Source organism: Rhizobium sp. 1399, assembly GCF_031455475.1.
Lineage (GTDB): Bacteria > Pseudomonadota > Alphaproteobacteria > Rhizobiales > Rhizobiaceae > Rhizobium.
This window is the reverse complement of the sequence record NZ_JAVDSU010000004.1, coordinates 410,658-425,166: the sequence shown is the minus strand read 5'-3', so window position 1 is coordinate 425,166 and position 14,509 is coordinate 410,658. Positions and strand designations below refer to the sequence as shown.

The 14,509-nt window shown below is 57.7% G+C and carries 16 protein-coding genes; 10 read left to right on the top strand and 6 right to left on the bottom strand.

Annotated features, from left to right (window positions below):
* The first annotated feature begins 7 nt into the window (after positions 1–7).
* The 4 genes from J2X71_RS16480 to J2X71_RS16465 all read left to right on the top strand — a co-directional run bounded on the left by J2X71_RS16480 (position 8) and on the right by J2X71_RS16465 (position 4,086).
* Complete coding sequence (locus J2X71_RS16480) at positions 8–1,084, top strand: TniB family NTP-binding protein (protein ID WP_310383025.1); 1,077 nt, start codon at positions 8–10, stop codon at positions 1,082–1,084.
* Positions 1,081–2,922 carry a TniQ family protein gene (locus tag J2X71_RS16475; RefSeq protein WP_310383024.1) on the top strand — a complete coding sequence of 614 codons (1,842 nt, stop codon included), beginning with the start codon at positions 1,081–1,083 and terminating at the stop codon, positions 2,920–2,922. The genes J2X71_RS16480 and J2X71_RS16475 overlap by 4 nt, the downstream gene beginning before the upstream one ends.
* Positions 2,895–3,635 (top strand): type II toxin-antitoxin system PemK/MazF family toxin, encoded by a 741-nt coding sequence (locus tag J2X71_RS16470; protein WP_310383023.1) that lies wholly within the window; start codon positions 2,895–2,897, stop codon positions 3,633–3,635. Before J2X71_RS16475 ends, J2X71_RS16470 begins: the two co-directional genes overlap by 28 nt.
* A gap of 79 nt (positions 3,636–3,714) precedes the next feature.
* A complete protein-coding gene (locus J2X71_RS16465; RefSeq protein WP_310383022.1) occupies positions 3,715–4,086 on the top strand; it encodes a hypothetical protein in 372 nt (123 codons plus the stop codon).
* 51 nt (positions 4,087–4,137) lie between these two features.
* Here the strand turns inward: J2X71_RS16465 and J2X71_RS16460 are convergent, their stop codons facing one another.
* A complete protein-coding gene (locus J2X71_RS16460; protein ID WP_310383021.1) occupies positions 4,138–5,046 on the bottom strand; it encodes a hypothetical protein in 909 nt (302 codons plus the stop codon).
* Between the two features lie 669 nt (positions 5,047–5,715).
* On the opposite strand from J2X71_RS16460, the gene J2X71_RS16455 reads away from it, so the two are divergent.
* Both J2X71_RS16455 and J2X71_RS16450 read left to right on the top strand, forming a co-directional pair.
* Positions 5,716–6,387, top strand: coding sequence for a response regulator transcription factor (locus J2X71_RS16455; RefSeq protein ID WP_310383020.1), 672 nt, complete (start codon positions 5,716–5,718; stop codon positions 6,385–6,387).
* Positions 6,387–7,718 carry a HAMP domain-containing sensor histidine kinase gene (locus tag J2X71_RS16450; protein ID WP_310383019.1) on the top strand — a complete coding sequence of 444 codons (1,332 nt, stop codon included), beginning with the start codon at positions 6,387–6,389 and terminating at the stop codon, positions 7,716–7,718. Before J2X71_RS16455 ends, J2X71_RS16450 begins: the two co-directional genes overlap by 1 nt.
* 139 nt (positions 7,719–7,857) lie before the next feature.
* On the opposite strand, the gene J2X71_RS16445 is transcribed toward J2X71_RS16450, so the two are convergent.
* Positions 7,858–8,847 (bottom strand): aldo/keto reductase, encoded by a 990-nt coding sequence (locus tag J2X71_RS16445; RefSeq protein WP_310383018.1) that lies wholly within the window; start codon positions 8,845–8,847, stop codon positions 7,858–7,860.
* Between the two features lie 329 nt (positions 8,848–9,176).
* Here J2X71_RS16445 and J2X71_RS16440 point away from each other — a divergent pair, with 329 nt between their 5' ends.
* On the top strand, positions 9,177–9,650 hold the full coding sequence (locus J2X71_RS16440; RefSeq protein WP_310383017.1) for a DUF4145 domain-containing protein: 474 nt from the start codon (positions 9,177–9,179) through the stop codon (positions 9,648–9,650).
* A 117-nt stretch (positions 9,651–9,767) separates the two neighbouring features.
* Here J2X71_RS16440 and J2X71_RS16435 read toward each other — a convergent pair whose 3' ends face one another.
* Both J2X71_RS16435 and J2X71_RS16430 read right to left on the bottom strand, forming a co-directional pair.
* A complete protein-coding gene (locus J2X71_RS16435) occupies positions 9,768–9,959 on the bottom strand; it encodes a hypothetical protein (protein WP_113324664.1) in 192 nt (63 codons plus the stop codon).
* A 190-nt stretch (positions 9,960–10,149) separates the two neighbouring features.
* Positions 10,150–10,638, bottom strand: a complete 489-nt coding sequence (locus J2X71_RS16430) for a GAF domain-containing protein (RefSeq protein WP_310383016.1) — start codon at positions 10,636–10,638, stop codon at positions 10,150–10,152.
* Between the two features lie 112 nt (positions 10,639–10,750).
* Here J2X71_RS16430 and J2X71_RS16425 point away from each other — a divergent pair, with 112 nt between their 5' ends.
* Positions 10,751–11,173 (top strand): NUDIX domain-containing protein, encoded by a 423-nt coding sequence (locus tag J2X71_RS16425; protein ID WP_310383015.1) that lies wholly within the window; start codon positions 10,751–10,753, stop codon positions 11,171–11,173.
* Between the two features lie 97 nt (positions 11,174–11,270).
* Positions 11,271–11,876 carry a carboxymuconolactone decarboxylase family protein gene (locus J2X71_RS16420; RefSeq protein ID WP_113324641.1) on the top strand — a complete coding sequence of 202 codons (606 nt, stop codon included), beginning with the start codon at positions 11,271–11,273 and terminating at the stop codon, positions 11,874–11,876.
* A gap of 30 nt (positions 11,877–11,906) precedes the next feature.
* Here the strand turns inward: J2X71_RS16420 and J2X71_RS16415 are convergent, their stop codons facing one another.
* Positions 11,907–12,836, bottom strand: a complete 930-nt coding sequence (locus J2X71_RS16415; RefSeq protein WP_310383314.1) for an alpha/beta hydrolase — start codon at positions 12,834–12,836, stop codon at positions 11,907–11,909.
* 275 nt (positions 12,837–13,111) lie between these two features.
* Between J2X71_RS16415 and J2X71_RS16410 the strand changes: the two genes are divergently transcribed.
* Positions 13,112–13,534: a lipocalin-like domain-containing protein gene (locus J2X71_RS16410; RefSeq protein ID WP_310383014.1), complete on the top strand. Its 423-nt coding sequence runs from the start codon at positions 13,112–13,114 to the stop codon at positions 13,532–13,534.
* Positions 13,535–13,537: 3 nt separating this feature from the next.
* Here J2X71_RS16410 and J2X71_RS16405 read toward each other — a convergent pair whose 3' ends face one another.
* Positions 13,538–14,425, bottom strand: a complete 888-nt coding sequence (locus J2X71_RS16405) for a LysR family transcriptional regulator (protein ID WP_310383013.1) — start codon at positions 14,423–14,425, stop codon at positions 13,538–13,540.
* Between the last annotated feature and the right edge of the window lie 84 nt (positions 14,426–14,509).

Below are 14,509 nucleotides of genomic sequence, written 5' to 3'. Positions count from 1 at the left end.
GAATGAAATGCCTATTCTGAAGCGCAGCACTGCCGCCATCGAAGCCATCTCCCACATTCGTCAGACAATGCCAGAGGCCCAGCTCAACGTCGCCGACCGGATGGCCAAGGTCAATTCACAACACGTTGTCACCTTCCGCAATGACGCCATCACACTGCGCCTTGGCCGCCTTAAGCGGAGTTTGGTCGCACACTATTCGGGCGACGAGAAGCAGCACCGCATGCTTTTTATCATCGGCGAGAGCCATTCCGGCAAGTCAACGCTGATCGAGCACGCCATCGCCAATGATCCCGCCTTCGCTCCCTACGTCACTTCTGAGGGGGTCAACGCGATGCCTATGCTGCTCATGCAGTACCCCTCGCCGGGAACACTCCGCAACATGGCTTCCGACGGCCTTGAAGCCCTCGGCTACCCGGTCAAGGCACCCCTTACCGAGAGCCGGATCTGGCCGCTCTTCCGCGAGCAGCTCAAGCGCAGGCAGGTAATGTTCCTCGTCATCGACGAGGCGCAGCACGCCATCAAGAGCAACAAAAGCGACTGGGAAATCCAGAAGGTTCGCGACACGTTCAAGCATCTCGTCCAGATGCCGGACTGGCCGCTCCGTCTGATCCTGTGCGGCGTGTCACCGCTGGAGAGCGTTCGGGACGGCGACAAGCAGATCGCTTCCCGGTCGACCGTCCTCAATCTCGGCCCACTCGACAAGGAAAACCATGCGGGTCACGTCAGGAAGTACATCGAGAAGATCGTGGTCGAGCACGCCGAAATGGAACTGGCGGACTTCATCGGCGGCGACTTTCCGATGCGGCTGATCCATGCCTGCGATGGCTGCTTCGGTTCAATCGTGCAACTCATCCGCATGGCGGTGGAAACCGCAATGGTTGCCGACGAGACGAGGGTCGAGAAGGACCATTTCGCACAGGCATACGCCTTCATCTCCGGTTGCTCCCCAACCAGCAACATCTTCACGATCGAGAACTGGACATCTCTGGATGCCGGCGCCGCCAAGGTCATCGAGGAAAAGGAGGATGCCCAAGGGAAAGAGGAGAAACCGAAGCGCCTTCGAGCCGGAGAACGCCGCAAATGACCAGACTTGGCATCACAGTCCCCTTCCATGATGACGAGACGGTCGCGAGCTTCGGCTCGCGGACGGCTGCCGCCAATGGCATCCGCACCGCACGCGAATTCAGTGCTCACATGGGCTTTCTTTTCCAGCAGATCGTTGATGGCGACCAAAACGCCATCAACGAGTTCGCCTATCTGACCGACCGGGATCCGGAAGAGCTTCAGTCGCGGGCACTGATAAAGGATGCAGCCATGTTCCGGCTCCGTGGTGAACGCCTTTCCAAATTCCAGCTCGCCAGGACAACCGCCCGTTTTTGCCCTCATTGCCTTCGCGAGGACAAGCTTCGTGGAACCGGGCCCGAACACTCGCGAGGCTATGGACGCATCGATTGGATCTTCACATGCGTACGTACATGCCAGAAGCACGGTGTCTTCCTCACCGAAGCGACCGCCCCTTCAAGATCTACTGTCATGAATGACTTCGTGGCCATGGTCAGGGAAGCTTCCGATGTCGTCACCATCCCCGATGAGGCACCGACAAGCGGATACGAGCGCTACATTCGGGATCGGCTCGTTGGACTCGAGCGGACAGAGGAGTGGCTCGATTCCATGCCGTTGCAGGTCTCGTTGCGCGTACCCGAGGTCATCGGTGGCATGGTCCATCACGGCCGCAAATTCCGGTTCGGCGATCTCAATACCAGACAATTGTTGGAAGCCGCCGAAACTGGGTTCGGCATCATGGCGAAAGGAAAGAACGCCTTCATAGAATTCCTGGTGAAGCATCACGACCTCGTTCTCGAGCGCGACGGCGACATCGGCGGCAGGAGAATTTACGGCAGCCTTTATGAACTGCTCGCCCACGACAACTCCGACCCTGACTTCGATGAGATCCGGGCGATCATGAAAAACACAGCCATCGACGCGTTCCCGATCGGACCGGGCAACGAATTCTTCGGGCCGATCGAGCGCCGCCGATGGCATTCGCTGCAATCCGCCGCCAAGGTCTCGCATGTCCATTACCTGACGCTGAAAAAGATCCTGCGCTCCTTGGACCTGATCAGCGACGCCGACATGAAACTCAGTGCTCACAGGATCATCGTCGATGCCGAAGTCATGGATCGACTCCTCTCGAAGGTAGCCTCCGGCCTGCAGTTCAAGGATGCGAGGGATTTCGTCAATGCGCCAAGAGTTCAATGGGATCGTCTCGTCGACACTGGCTACGTGAAGCCCTTCATCGAGCGCGATCTCGCCGTAGGGGTCATGGCAACATTTGCGCGATCTGACCTCGACAATTTCCTGGCAAGCCTGCTCGACAAGGCCACAGAGGAGTTTCGCGAGGACGAGGACATGCTTGACATCGTCAACATCCGGCGACGCGCACTCTGCAAGATCGACGAGATCATGGACCTACTTCTCGGCGGCAAGCTTGCACGCGTTGCCATCGACCCGGCAGAACGCGGTTTCATGGCCCTGCGGCTTAGCCTCACCGAGGTCACGTCAAAGGTGCGCCTCGACGAGCACGGCGGCCTCAGCCTGCGAGAAGCCGAGAAGTCTCTCAGGATGAGCGGGGCCGTCCTTCTCAAGCTCATCGATCGTGGAGACATCCAAGCGGAACAGGGAACCAACCCGACAAACAGGTGTCCGCAAACGATCGTGAAACGGATCGAACTCGATGCGTTCGAGAAGCGGTTCATCTCGCTCTACTGGCTTGCCCGCGAAGCCGAGCTTCACATCCATCAAATGCGCCGGGTCTTGGACGATGCCGGGATCAAAGCTGCCATCACCAGCGATGAGGTCGGTGCGACCTTCTACACTCGAGGCGATGTTGGGCAATGGCTGAAGAAAGGAACCGCGAATTGACACACGACAGGTTTCGGAATTCCCGCATCGCCATCGACGGAAAGCTCGTTCAGAGGCGCCGCAAGCTGCGCACAGTCACGATCAACCAGCTCAGGATGGACGAAAGCCATTCGCGCCGCGCCGAGATTGACCTGTCCAGCGGCAATGGCGTCGCTGGCGGCGATGTTGCCGCAATCATTCACGACGTTGCTGTCGACTACGATGACAGCGCCCCTCCTCGGGTTCCGGTAGCACTGGCAAAGGCGCCAAGGATCAAGGAAATCTTCTGGTGCCAGTTCCCGAAAGACGCTGAGCTTCCGGAATTCTGGAAGGTTAGGCCCGTCGTCGTCCTCTCTCGCAAGGTCGATCTCAACGGCACCGTATTCGTCGTTCCCTGCACCTCGCGTGACCAGAACGGAAGCAACGATGCAGTCGAACTTTCGGCCACGATCGCCGGGCCGAAGACGTGGGCGATCTGCGACAAGCCAGTGAGTGTCGCGGTCAGCCGACTAAGGCCGCCAAAAGAAAAATGCGCCGTCACGGATGCGGAACTCACCGAAATCGTAAGAAAGGTCGCTCTTCTGATGCCGGCACCGATCATGTCGGATGGAAAGCGCTCCCAGATAGTGCGCCTTGTGGAACGACGGCATGGTGCCCGCATGGGCAGTGAAATCAACGTCCGAATAGTGCTCGACGACATCCTCGGCTGGATAGCGACCATCAGGGATCACTGAGGTCCGGCATTGATCAGCGAAGTCCTTTGTAACAATTCGCGGCTTTGAAAATTCAGCCGCCCAACTATGGAGCAAGCCTATGGTACGCGTCGTTTTCAAACACCCTGAGACATCCGCCAAGATCGCTGCCGCCATGAAGAAATACATTTGGGCGACAGGTGGCGAAGCGAAGCACACCGAATGCTTGGAACTTTGTGCCCGGATGTTCGGCTATCGAAACAGCAAGGAACTCCGCTCCTTCTGCAGTGACGATTGTTCGCCTCGCGATGCGGAAGCTTCGGAGGTCGAAATTCAGGACCGCGCCCGGCAATATGTAGCCGAAATCCAGAAGATGGGCTTTACCCGGGAAGAAGCCTGGGATCTCATCACGGGCTTTCTGTGCGGAGGCTGGATGGGGTTCGGCAGATTTATGGATGCAATGCCGGAAGAGATTGACGCGAAGGCAGTCTGACATTCGCAAGGTCTGCAGCGCCCAAATTGACGGCGCTGCAGATTGCGTCAGCTATCTTGAAAGGGCTTGGGCCAACGTCCCTTCATGAACCAGATGTGGTCCTCTGCCCTGATCCCGCAATTCCATCGCCCGAATGATCTTCAGTCCCTCGTGGCTGTGTCGCCAATCTCGTGAAGCTTCGGTCGCGACACAAAGGTAGTGGGTATTCCTGCACACGCTGCTTTTAAACTCCCCGCCCCGATCCGCGATCATCCCCTGCACGGCCTTTCGGGGGCCAAGAGTGAACTTACCCGTCAAGACGAACATCCGTTGATCGAAGACGACCTCGTTGTGATCTTCTAGCGCCCCTTCGATAACACCGACATTTCCGAAGGTAGCGATTCCAGTGTCGGTCGCGCTGTCACCGACCAAGTGCGTGATCCACTCGCATATGTCGTCGGATTCCTCAGGCGTAATTCTACCGTCGGCAATCGACCGCAGCGCGGCATTCCTGAGATTGATGACTCTCTTGTCCGATTGAATTCTGGAATTGCTCCCGAGCCTCGACAGCAACTTTTCGACCTCTTCTATAGTGATGCGATTGTCGCACGCGATGCCTGCGCAGAAGCCATAGAGCTCGTTAATCTGATCTTTCTCGTCTTCGATGGAGATATCACGCGAACGGATGGCAACGATGTTCTCGATGATCTCGTAGATCTCGGTGGGCTCGTCCTGCCACATGCGGAGATCGTCTATAAGTTCGTACGCATCGGGATCGTGGAGCAGCTTGAGAAAGTTCTCGGCCTCAACCTTTAAAGGCGCGAACTCGGCGGTCTCGACTTTGTCGCTTGCCAGAATCCCCTTCAAGAACCCGAGCCAATAAGTGAGCGCCTTCCTGCTGTTCGATTTTGCATGAATTCGGCCTAGAGCCGCGCCTTCGTGCTCAAGCACATTCCTCCCCGGACGCATCGTGTCGACCATCTTATCCCCCTTGTGATGTCTGCCCGTCTGCAACTTATCAACGAACAGATCTGTTGGCGAGAGCCGGCGCATACATCCAAGCGACTAGCGATTTCGACGGAAGGACGACTGGGATTCGGCCACTGCAAGTTGACGCAAAACGCGTCGCTTTGGCGTCGATAGATCGGTATCGGAACGGGAAAAGTGCGCCTTGAGTACCGAGGTGTGCGCACCGATTGATTTTCCGTAACAAAATCAATCGGTGCCAATAACTATTTGGGCAAGATTAGTGTCCTCCCGACATCCGGTCGGCATTTGAAGAAAAGGGCGAATTTACATCTTTCGATTGAGCAGTAAGAAGAGAACAGCCTTCATTGCAGTCAATCGAAACTGATCCGCTCGGACAGAGGTCCGATTTCCTTCAGAACAGACCAATCAGAAATCAACTCCAGGTGCCCAGGCGCCTGGAGTTTTTTGTTCAGAGGCGATTGGCAACCTCATGGGATTTGCCAGGCTCGGATCATCGCGGGAACGAGTAACGGCCAATGCTCTTGTGGCGAAAGGCGGACGATCATGCGATCTCGTTTATCCAATTCGCCGCGACCCATGACTTCCCGCGTTCGAAACGCTCACGCCGTAATCCTGTCGCAATGGTCGTCGTGAAGATAGGATCGCAAAGGTGGACGAGACATGAAGATCCTGTTGGTCGAAGACGAGACAAGGCTGGCGGAAGCGATTGCGGCGTCGCTCACTAAGAAGGGCATAGCGGTGGACCACACCGCTCTTCTTGGGGATGCAATCGAACTGGCTCGACAACAGACCTATGATGCGATCGTGCTCGACAGACGTCTGCCAGACGGCGACGGCATCACATTCATTCCCTGGCTACGAAGCTCCGGCGTCGTAACGCCGGTCATCGTCCTGACTGCCAGAAACGAACCGAAGGAAAGAGTAGCGGGCCTCGATCTCGGCGCCGACGACTATCTGGGCAAGCCGTTTCTGATGGAGGAGCTTTTCGCTCGACTGCGCGCTGTCATGCGACGCCCGTCGGCCCTGGCGGAGCCGTCCATAGTCGCGGGGCGGATGACCGTGGATCCAATCCGGATGGACGTCATGGTCGGCGAACTGCAGCTCGACCTGCCTCGTCGAGAGCTGATGGTGCTCGTTACCCTTGCGAAGCGAAAAGGTAAGACCGTCCTCAGATCGGCGCTGGAAACCGAAATCTACAATTACGAGGAGACGATCCAGTCCAACGCGCTGGATGCTCATGTGTCGCGACTGAGAAAACGCCTGGCTGACGCGGAAGCCGGCGTGTCCATTCACAACATCCGCGGGGTCGGATATCTGCTGAAGGAACATTGATGCGATTTCCGAATACGTCGCTGTGGTGGAGACTGAGTTGGCAGCTCAGTCTGCTATTCGTCGTCATCACGGCATTGGTGATCGTCGGGCTGTGCATCTATGGGGCGATGATCCTTTCTCCGAACGTCGGCATGCAGCACCGGCTTCTGAACGCCCTGGAAGGATCCCTGAGCTACGAACCTGGACGAGGGCTTCGCATCAAAGACAGCGAACAGCTTACGGCATTGAAGAATGACAATACCAATCTCTTCTTCTACGCCGCAGCCCCGGACGGAACGGCAGTCGCATATGGAAATATTCCGCCTCCGTACATGCAGCTCGCCAAGTTCGTGCCGCTTATCAAGGACGCAGACATTCGTGGCACGCTGGCAAGTAGCCCGGAGCCGGCTTCAGTCGACGACATTGAGATCGATACGACCGAGATCCGGGTGCTTTATGGCGGTCGTAACGGAAGCGAGTCGACATTCCTCACGATGCTTGGCAGCACATATCCGATCTACGTGCCTCTGCTTGCGGTTACTCTGCCCGCCCTCTTCTTCGCCGTGCCGCGACTGGTCAGACGTTCGCTCTCAGGGCTGAGCGACGTCGTTCGGAAAGCTCCGGAGATCGACCCTCGCCAGCCAGGATCCCGGCTGCCAGTGGATCGGGTTCCGAGTGAGGTCGTTCCGCTTATCCATGCGTTCAATTCCATTCTGGAGCGGCTTGAGCAGCAGTTCGCAGCCAGAGAACGTTTTCTAATCGACGCCGCACACGAGCTCCGCACGCCGATCGCCGTCATGCAGACGCGTATCGATACGACCCTGGAAGGAAGCACTCGCGACACCATGATGGATGACATCGGGCGTCTACGGGAGACGGCGGAGCAATTGCTCGACTTCGAACGGAGCGAGCAGTCCCCGGAGCCGTATGAACAAGCCGACCTCGTAGAAGTCGCGAGGAACGTCGTCGCCGACCAAGCGCCGCTTGCCATAAGAAATGGATATGAAATCTCATTCGACAGTGAAGTGAACGAGCTGTATCGGCTGGTAAGTCGGTCGGCGATGTCGCGCGCCATAGGCAACCTTGTGCGCAATGCGATCGACCACGGCGGGAATACCGGCACGATATCGGTGCGCGTGTTCGAATGCGGACAAATCTCGGTCTCGGACGAGGGTCCCGGAATTCCAGCAGCGCATCGAGACCTCGTGTTCGAACCATTCTATAGGGTCACACCCCGGAGCACGGGTGCTGGCCTCGGGTTGAGCATTGTGAAGCAGATCGTGACCCGTCACCGAGGGAGCGTAACTCTCGAAGGTAATCCGACAGGAACAACAGTGACCATCAGCCTGTGACAGATACAGCGACCAGCTCCCGCTCTGACGCGCGGTCAATGAAGCGCAGTAAGAATGAAATGGCCGAACCAAAAGGTCCGGACATTTTCGTATGGAATAAAGATAAGGGCAAAGATGCGCGATCTGCCTTTGGCCTTGCCTAGAAGCGACGCGGTGCTTCCGGCTTGTTACCGACAATGCTGTCGATCCGCTCCAGCACGTCTGGTGTCACCTTATCCTTGTGCGAGAGGGCTGCGAGATTGTCCTGCAGCTGGCTCGCGCGCGATGCGCCGAGAATGACGGTCGAGACGTGCTTGTTGGCGAGGCACCAGAGAAGGGCGAGATGGGTGATCGACAGGCCGATCTCGTTTGAGAGCTTGGCGAGCTCGCGAACCTGGGCGAGTTGGGCGCGGCCAGCATCGGTGGACCATTTTTCCTTCAGCCATTCATAGCCCGGCAGGTTCATGCGGCTGTCGGCCGGTACGCCGTCATTGTATTTGCCGGTCAGGACGCCCGAGGCGAGCGGTGACCAGATGGTGGTGCCGAGGCCGATCAGGTCGTAGAGCGGAAGGTAGTCAGCTTCGACCTTCTGACGTTCGAAGATGTTGTACTGCGGCTGCTCCATGGTCGGCGGCGTGATGCGCAGGTCGCGGGCGACGGCGTAGGCTTCCGTCAACTGCTGTGCGGACCATTCCGACGTTCCCCAGTAGAGCACCTTGCCCTGGGCGACGAGATCGTGCATCGCGCGCACCGTTTCCTCGATCGGAGTGTCAATATCCGGGCGATGGCAGAAGTAGAGGTCGAGATAGTCGACCTGCAGTCTCTTGAGCGCTGCGTGGCAGGCGTCCGTCACATGTTTGCGCGACAGGCCGCGTTGCGTCGGCTTCTGACCACCCCAAAAGACCTTGCTCGAGACGACGTAGCTGTCGCGGCTCCAAGCGAGCGACTTCAGCGCTTCACCCATGACGATTTCTGACTTGCCGCTCTCGTAACCCTCGGCATTGTCGAAGAAATTTATCCCGTTGTCGTAGGCGAGCTTCATGAGATCGACAGCGTCGCCGCCATTGACCTGCTTACCGAAAGTGACCCACGATCCGAAAGAGAACTCGCTCACCTTCAGACCCGACTTTCCCAAACGACGATATTCCATCACATATCTCCCAAAACTTATAAAATCTGCCGCCCCAAAATTGAGGTCGGCTTCGTACAATCAGGCAATGACTGATTTCGCGTAACCTATCTTATTGTCAATAATATGCGAGGCCTCGCAGTCATAAAGTCCTGCGTCCTATTGCATCACCTAGCCAACGGTGACCGCGATAGAGTTTCACGAAGATCGACGTAAGCGGCTATAGCTACCGGGGGCAACTCGAAGTGACGGACAAAAGACCTGCATGAACGTTCCAGCTTTTCTTGCGTTTACGAGATTAGGATCACGTTTCAGCACTCTTTGTTGTGCTAGAACCAATCGGAATGGTCATGGTGACGGATATACATTGCGACGACAATCCGGTGCATCTGGATCACAATTCAGAATTTCTGCACACGCCTCCAGAGATATTCGACTTATATCTGCAAGCAGATAACATTTGTTTTGATAGCCCCCGCGGCTCAGCTGTTTTGTGCCGCTGTTGCCTTGAACAATTTCTTGCGCGAATTGGTTACAGAGGGAGTCTGAAGAAGAAGATTCGTCAGATGCAACGCGAAACTAACGTCAATCGCTCTTTTTCGTCTTACATACGGGATGCTATGGAGTTTGTTAGAATTGTCGGAAACGTAGCCGCACATCCGAGATACGATTCAAAATCTTGTACAACGGCAGAAATTGAACAAGAAATGGCGGAATTATGCCTAGAAATAATCCGGGACGTATTTAAAGAATACTATGAGAAGCCATTGCGTTTTGAGCAGGCGCGGATGACCTATGAGAGAGAACTCTCGAGCTTTTTGTGAGGTATATCTATCTTTGGCTACTAGCGCACGTCGCATATTTACGCGCCGTGCGCCATGCTCAGCTCGTCAAGCCATCAATTGGTCGTCTCCGGAGTTTCGTGCAGCTTTAGTCCCTCGCTAGTAGCTGCAAGGGCGATCGTTGCCAAATCCGCCGAGGCACGCCGGTCGGAGCCCAAAGTCGGTGCTTTGGGGCCCATACCCGATCGAACCAGTTTGTATCGAACTATCCGAGCTGGTCGTGCAGGACGAAGCAATGATTGCCACGATGACAGCTGATCCAATGACCAGCAGTTTTCGAAATTGGGACATTTTGATCTACCCCCATACCGATAATCGGCGACACCAGATGCAGCGCATATCATGTCGGCTAAGGAAATAGGCCTGGCCGGAGTTCCGAGAACAGCACTATCGATCAAGATTTCGTCATTTGCGCAGTCTGCTGATATCGACCGTCCAACCTTTCATCTTCCGGCGACGGATCGTCGCCGCGCCAGTCCGCTCAGAAGCGGGTTGCCGCAGCAAAGATTTCCGCCAGGCGCTCGATGCCAGCCTGGTCGTCGGCATCGAAACGGGCGGGTATCGGGCTGTCGAGATCGATGACGCCGACGACCTCATCGCCGTTCCTGATAGGAACGACGAGCTCCGAGCGGGATGCGGCATCGCAGGCGATATGGCCGGGAAACGCATGGACATCTTCCACCAGAATAGAGGCGCGCTCCTTGACCGCCGTGCCACAAACGCCGCGGCCGACGGGGATGCGCACGCAAGCCGGCTTGCCCTGGAACGGGCCGAGCACGAGCTCCTCACCCTTCAGCAGGTAGAAGCCCGCCCAGTTGAGATCGGGCATCATCTGGTACATCAGGGCCGAAGTGTTGGCGGCGTTGGCGATCATATCCGGCTCGCCTTCGAACAGACCCTGCAGCTGCTGGGCAAGCTCTCGATAGAACTCGGCCTTGTTATCCACCGCGATCGACGCCGCCTGGAACATTGTCACATCCACTTGCTGTTTCTGAGCCGCTGATATAGGCGGTCAGGCGAGTTTTGACAAACGGCCGATCCGCTACGGCAGTTGAATTGCGGCAGCGAATCCGGTCAGATTTGTGTATGACGAAGATAATCAGAATATCGGCCGCCCTCCTGTTGCGGAGCGACGGCCGACGCTTTTGGTGCGCAAGCGCGGCACCGTGGCCTTCATGCAGCCGGGCGGCAAGATCGAGCCCGGAGAGACGCCCGAGGAAGCCCTGATGCGCGAACTCTCAGAGGAGATCGGCGTCACCGCGACGCCTGCGGAGCTCGAATTCCTGGGTCAGTTTCAGGCGACGGCGGCCAACGAACCGGATCATGTGGTCATCGCCGATGTTTTCCTGCTGCATGTGCACGATGACGATATCCACGCAACGGCCGAGATCGAGGAGGTCCGCTGGATATCGCCATCTGAACCGGGCGAGATCATCATGGCCCCGCTGACGGAACACCATATCCTGCCATTCTACCGCCAGCGGCAGAGCCAGGCGGCCGGCTGAGGCACCAGGCATCCATTTTGCGGAAAGCGATGGGTGGGCAGATTGATGTCGCCGGACGCCGCTCTATTCTCCCAGTGGATCAAGGGAGGATCGTACCATGGCCTTCATTCGTACCCCAGATGCTTCCGCCAGCGAGAAGACGGCTTCGATGTACGCTTCGGCTGAAGCGAGCTATGGCTATCTGCCGAATATGTATCGCGCCTTCGGCCACCGGCCCGAGGTGATGGAGCACTGGGGAACGCTGCTTGCCAGCATTCGCGGCCATATGAGCCAGCGGCGCTATGAACTGGTGACGCTGGCGGCGGCCAGGGAGCTCAAGTCGTCCTATTGTATGCTGGCGCATGGTTCCGTGCTGCTGCGCGACGGTTTTACCAATGACAGTCTTTCGGCAGTCGCCGGTGGCAGCGAAAAAGCGCCCATCGATGCCGTCGAGCGGGCAATCATGGACTTTGCCGCCAAGGTGGCACGCGATGCGACCTCGGTGACCCAGCAGGACATCGATGGCTTGAAGCGCCTTCAACTGAGCGACGCCGAGATCTTCGACGTCACCGCGGCGGCGGCAGCGCGCTGCTTCTTCTCCAAAATGCTGGATGCGCTGGGTGCTGCGCCCGATCATGCCTATGCCGAACGGCTCGATCCCAAGCTTCGTCAGAATCTCGCCATCGGCCGGCCGATCGAAGGGCTGAATTCGAACCACTCGTAAGAGCTGCGGTCGCGCGGTTTTGGATTGGTCCTACTGTGCCGGCGGGTCTGCGAAATGCGTGATCGCGAATTCGGCGATCTTCTGGCCGGCCTTGTCGGCGTCATCAAGCACTGATGGGAAAAGCTGCCATTGATGCGGCATTCCCGGCCAGACCTCGGCCGTCACATCGACGCCGTCCTTGCGCGCCTTGTCGGCAAGTCGCAGCGTATCGTCGAGCAGCAGCTCGCCGGAACCGACTTGCAGCAGCAATGGCGGAAAACCCGAGAAATCGGCATATAGCGGCGAAATGTCGGGATCCGTCGCGGAATTGTTGCCAAGATAGGCTTTACGCAGCGCCTCCAGCACATTCTTGTCCAGTACCTGATCGTTGGCGGCATTCGACGTGACCGATGCGCCTGATGCCGCCAGATCAGTGATCGGGCTGAGCGCCACGACGGCGGCCGGCAACGGCTGTCTGGAGCGCATCTGCAGCAGCACGGTTTCGATTGCGAGATTGCCGCCTGCGCCATCGCCCATAACAATGATATTTCCGTTGCTGTAGCCGCTATCAAGCAAATAGCGGTAGGCGCTCAAGGCGTCGTTGACCTGCGCTGGATAGCCATATTCCGGCGCCCGCCGGTAATCGATGAGCAATACGTCGCTGGAAGCGGCCTTGGCAAGCGAGCCGGCAAGCAGGCTGTGGCTGCGAATGGAGCCGCTGTAGAAGCCGCCGCCGTGAATGAACAGGATCACACGCCGTCCGATCGGATGATGAAGGCGCGCCGGCCAGAGAAGTTCAGCCTCAACCCCGCCAGCATCGACACGCCGGATCTGGATGCGTGTCGGCTCCGGCAGCGTTTCCATGAAGTCGCGGAACGCGGTGCGCCGGTCCCTAAGGGTCTCAGCGCCCTTGAAATGTTCTTTCCAGCGGGAAAGTAGCTTTTCGACCTGCTCCCGGGAGGCGGGTGTCTGTGCCGACATTTCCTGCGCCGATATTTCCAGCGGAAAGGCAGACAGCACCACGGCTGCAAGCGCTGACAGCAGCGCTGACAGCAGCGCTGCGCGACATCCCACTTTCCACCGACTGACAGCGGAAAAAAACGGTTTTCTCATTCGCCCCTCCGGCGCTGTTCTTCCTTGGTGCAGTGCATCTTCACCACTTCACCACCGAGAGTCAAAAGGGAGTTTTGACTGATCGCATAAGTTCGTAGCCCGTATTTCTAGTTGTGCTAAACTACTTTAAGGAGGGGAAGATCATGGACAGAGCCGCCCTGCTCGGGACGTGGCGCATGATCTCGTGGACGCGAACCGTCGTTGCGACGGGAGAAGTCAGCGACGCCATGGGTGCCGATCCCATTGGATACATCGCCTATCACGCCGACGGCCGGATGATGGCCTTCGTCACCAACCGACGCCGGCCGAAACCCAACGGCAAAGCCCCCAACGACAATGAAAAGGCCGCACTTTTCGATACGATGCTGGCTTACACCGCTGCCTATACTCTGGAAGGCGACAAAGTGATCCATCATGTCGAGGCCGCCTGGAACCCGACATGGGAGCGGCCCCTTATACGCCCTGTGCATATCGAGGGCGACATGCTCGTCATCAGCGATGCACCCGGCATCGATTCTGTCACGGGAGAGGATGTCGTCTACCGGCTGGAATTCCGCAAACTCTGATACTCACTCGCCGCGGATCGCATCGATCACTGTCCGGAAGCCCGCCGAAATATGCCGCCGACTGGGATAGTAGAGGTAGAGCGGCTCCTCCGGCTGGCACCATTCGTCCAGCACCTGGATAAGCTGGCCGCTCGCAATCAGCGGCACCACCCTGCCCTCCCAGACATAGGCGAGCGCCACGCCGCTCAATGCCGCTGCCGTCATCAATTCGTGGTCGTCGAGCGAGAGCGGGCCGGTCGGGTGGAAGGTGATGGCCTGGCCGTCCCTCTCAAAATCCCAGGGGTAACGCGCACCCGAGGGGAACATGTTCTGAACGCAGATATGGCGCTTCAGATCATGCGGCGTCTCAGGCTTTGGCCGGGTTTCGAAATAGGCGGGAGAGCCGACGACGACGAGGCGCATGCGCGGCTTGATGCGCACGGCGATCATACCCTCCGTCACGCGTTCGCCGAACCGGATACCGGCGTCAAAACCTTCCTCGACGATATCCACCAGCCGGTCCGTTGCCGCGATTTCGAGCTGCAGATTGGGGTTCTTCATCAGGAGCGGCCCGATGACCTGGCCGACGACGAAAGGCGCAATGGAATTGCCGACATTGATGCGCACACGGCCGAAGGGGGTATCGCGGAAACGGTTCAGCGCATCGAGTGCAGAACTGATCTCGCCGAAGGCCGGATCGAGATGAGAGCGAAGCAATTCGCCGGCCTCCGTCAGCGAGACGCTGCGGGTCGTGCGGTTCAGCAAGCGGATGCCGATGCGGTCCTCCAGATTGAGGACGGCGTGGCTGACCGCGGAGGCGGTGACACCCCTCTCCTCTCCTGCCTTGCGGAAGCTCTTGTGCCTGGCGACAGCGGCGAAGGCTGCCATTTCGGAAAGTTCGGTCGCTCTCATTACTGAATTTCACTCATCATAGTCTCTCAAATAACAAATCTTATACATGAGCGCGATTTGCGTCAAATTCCTCTCCGTCAGCAA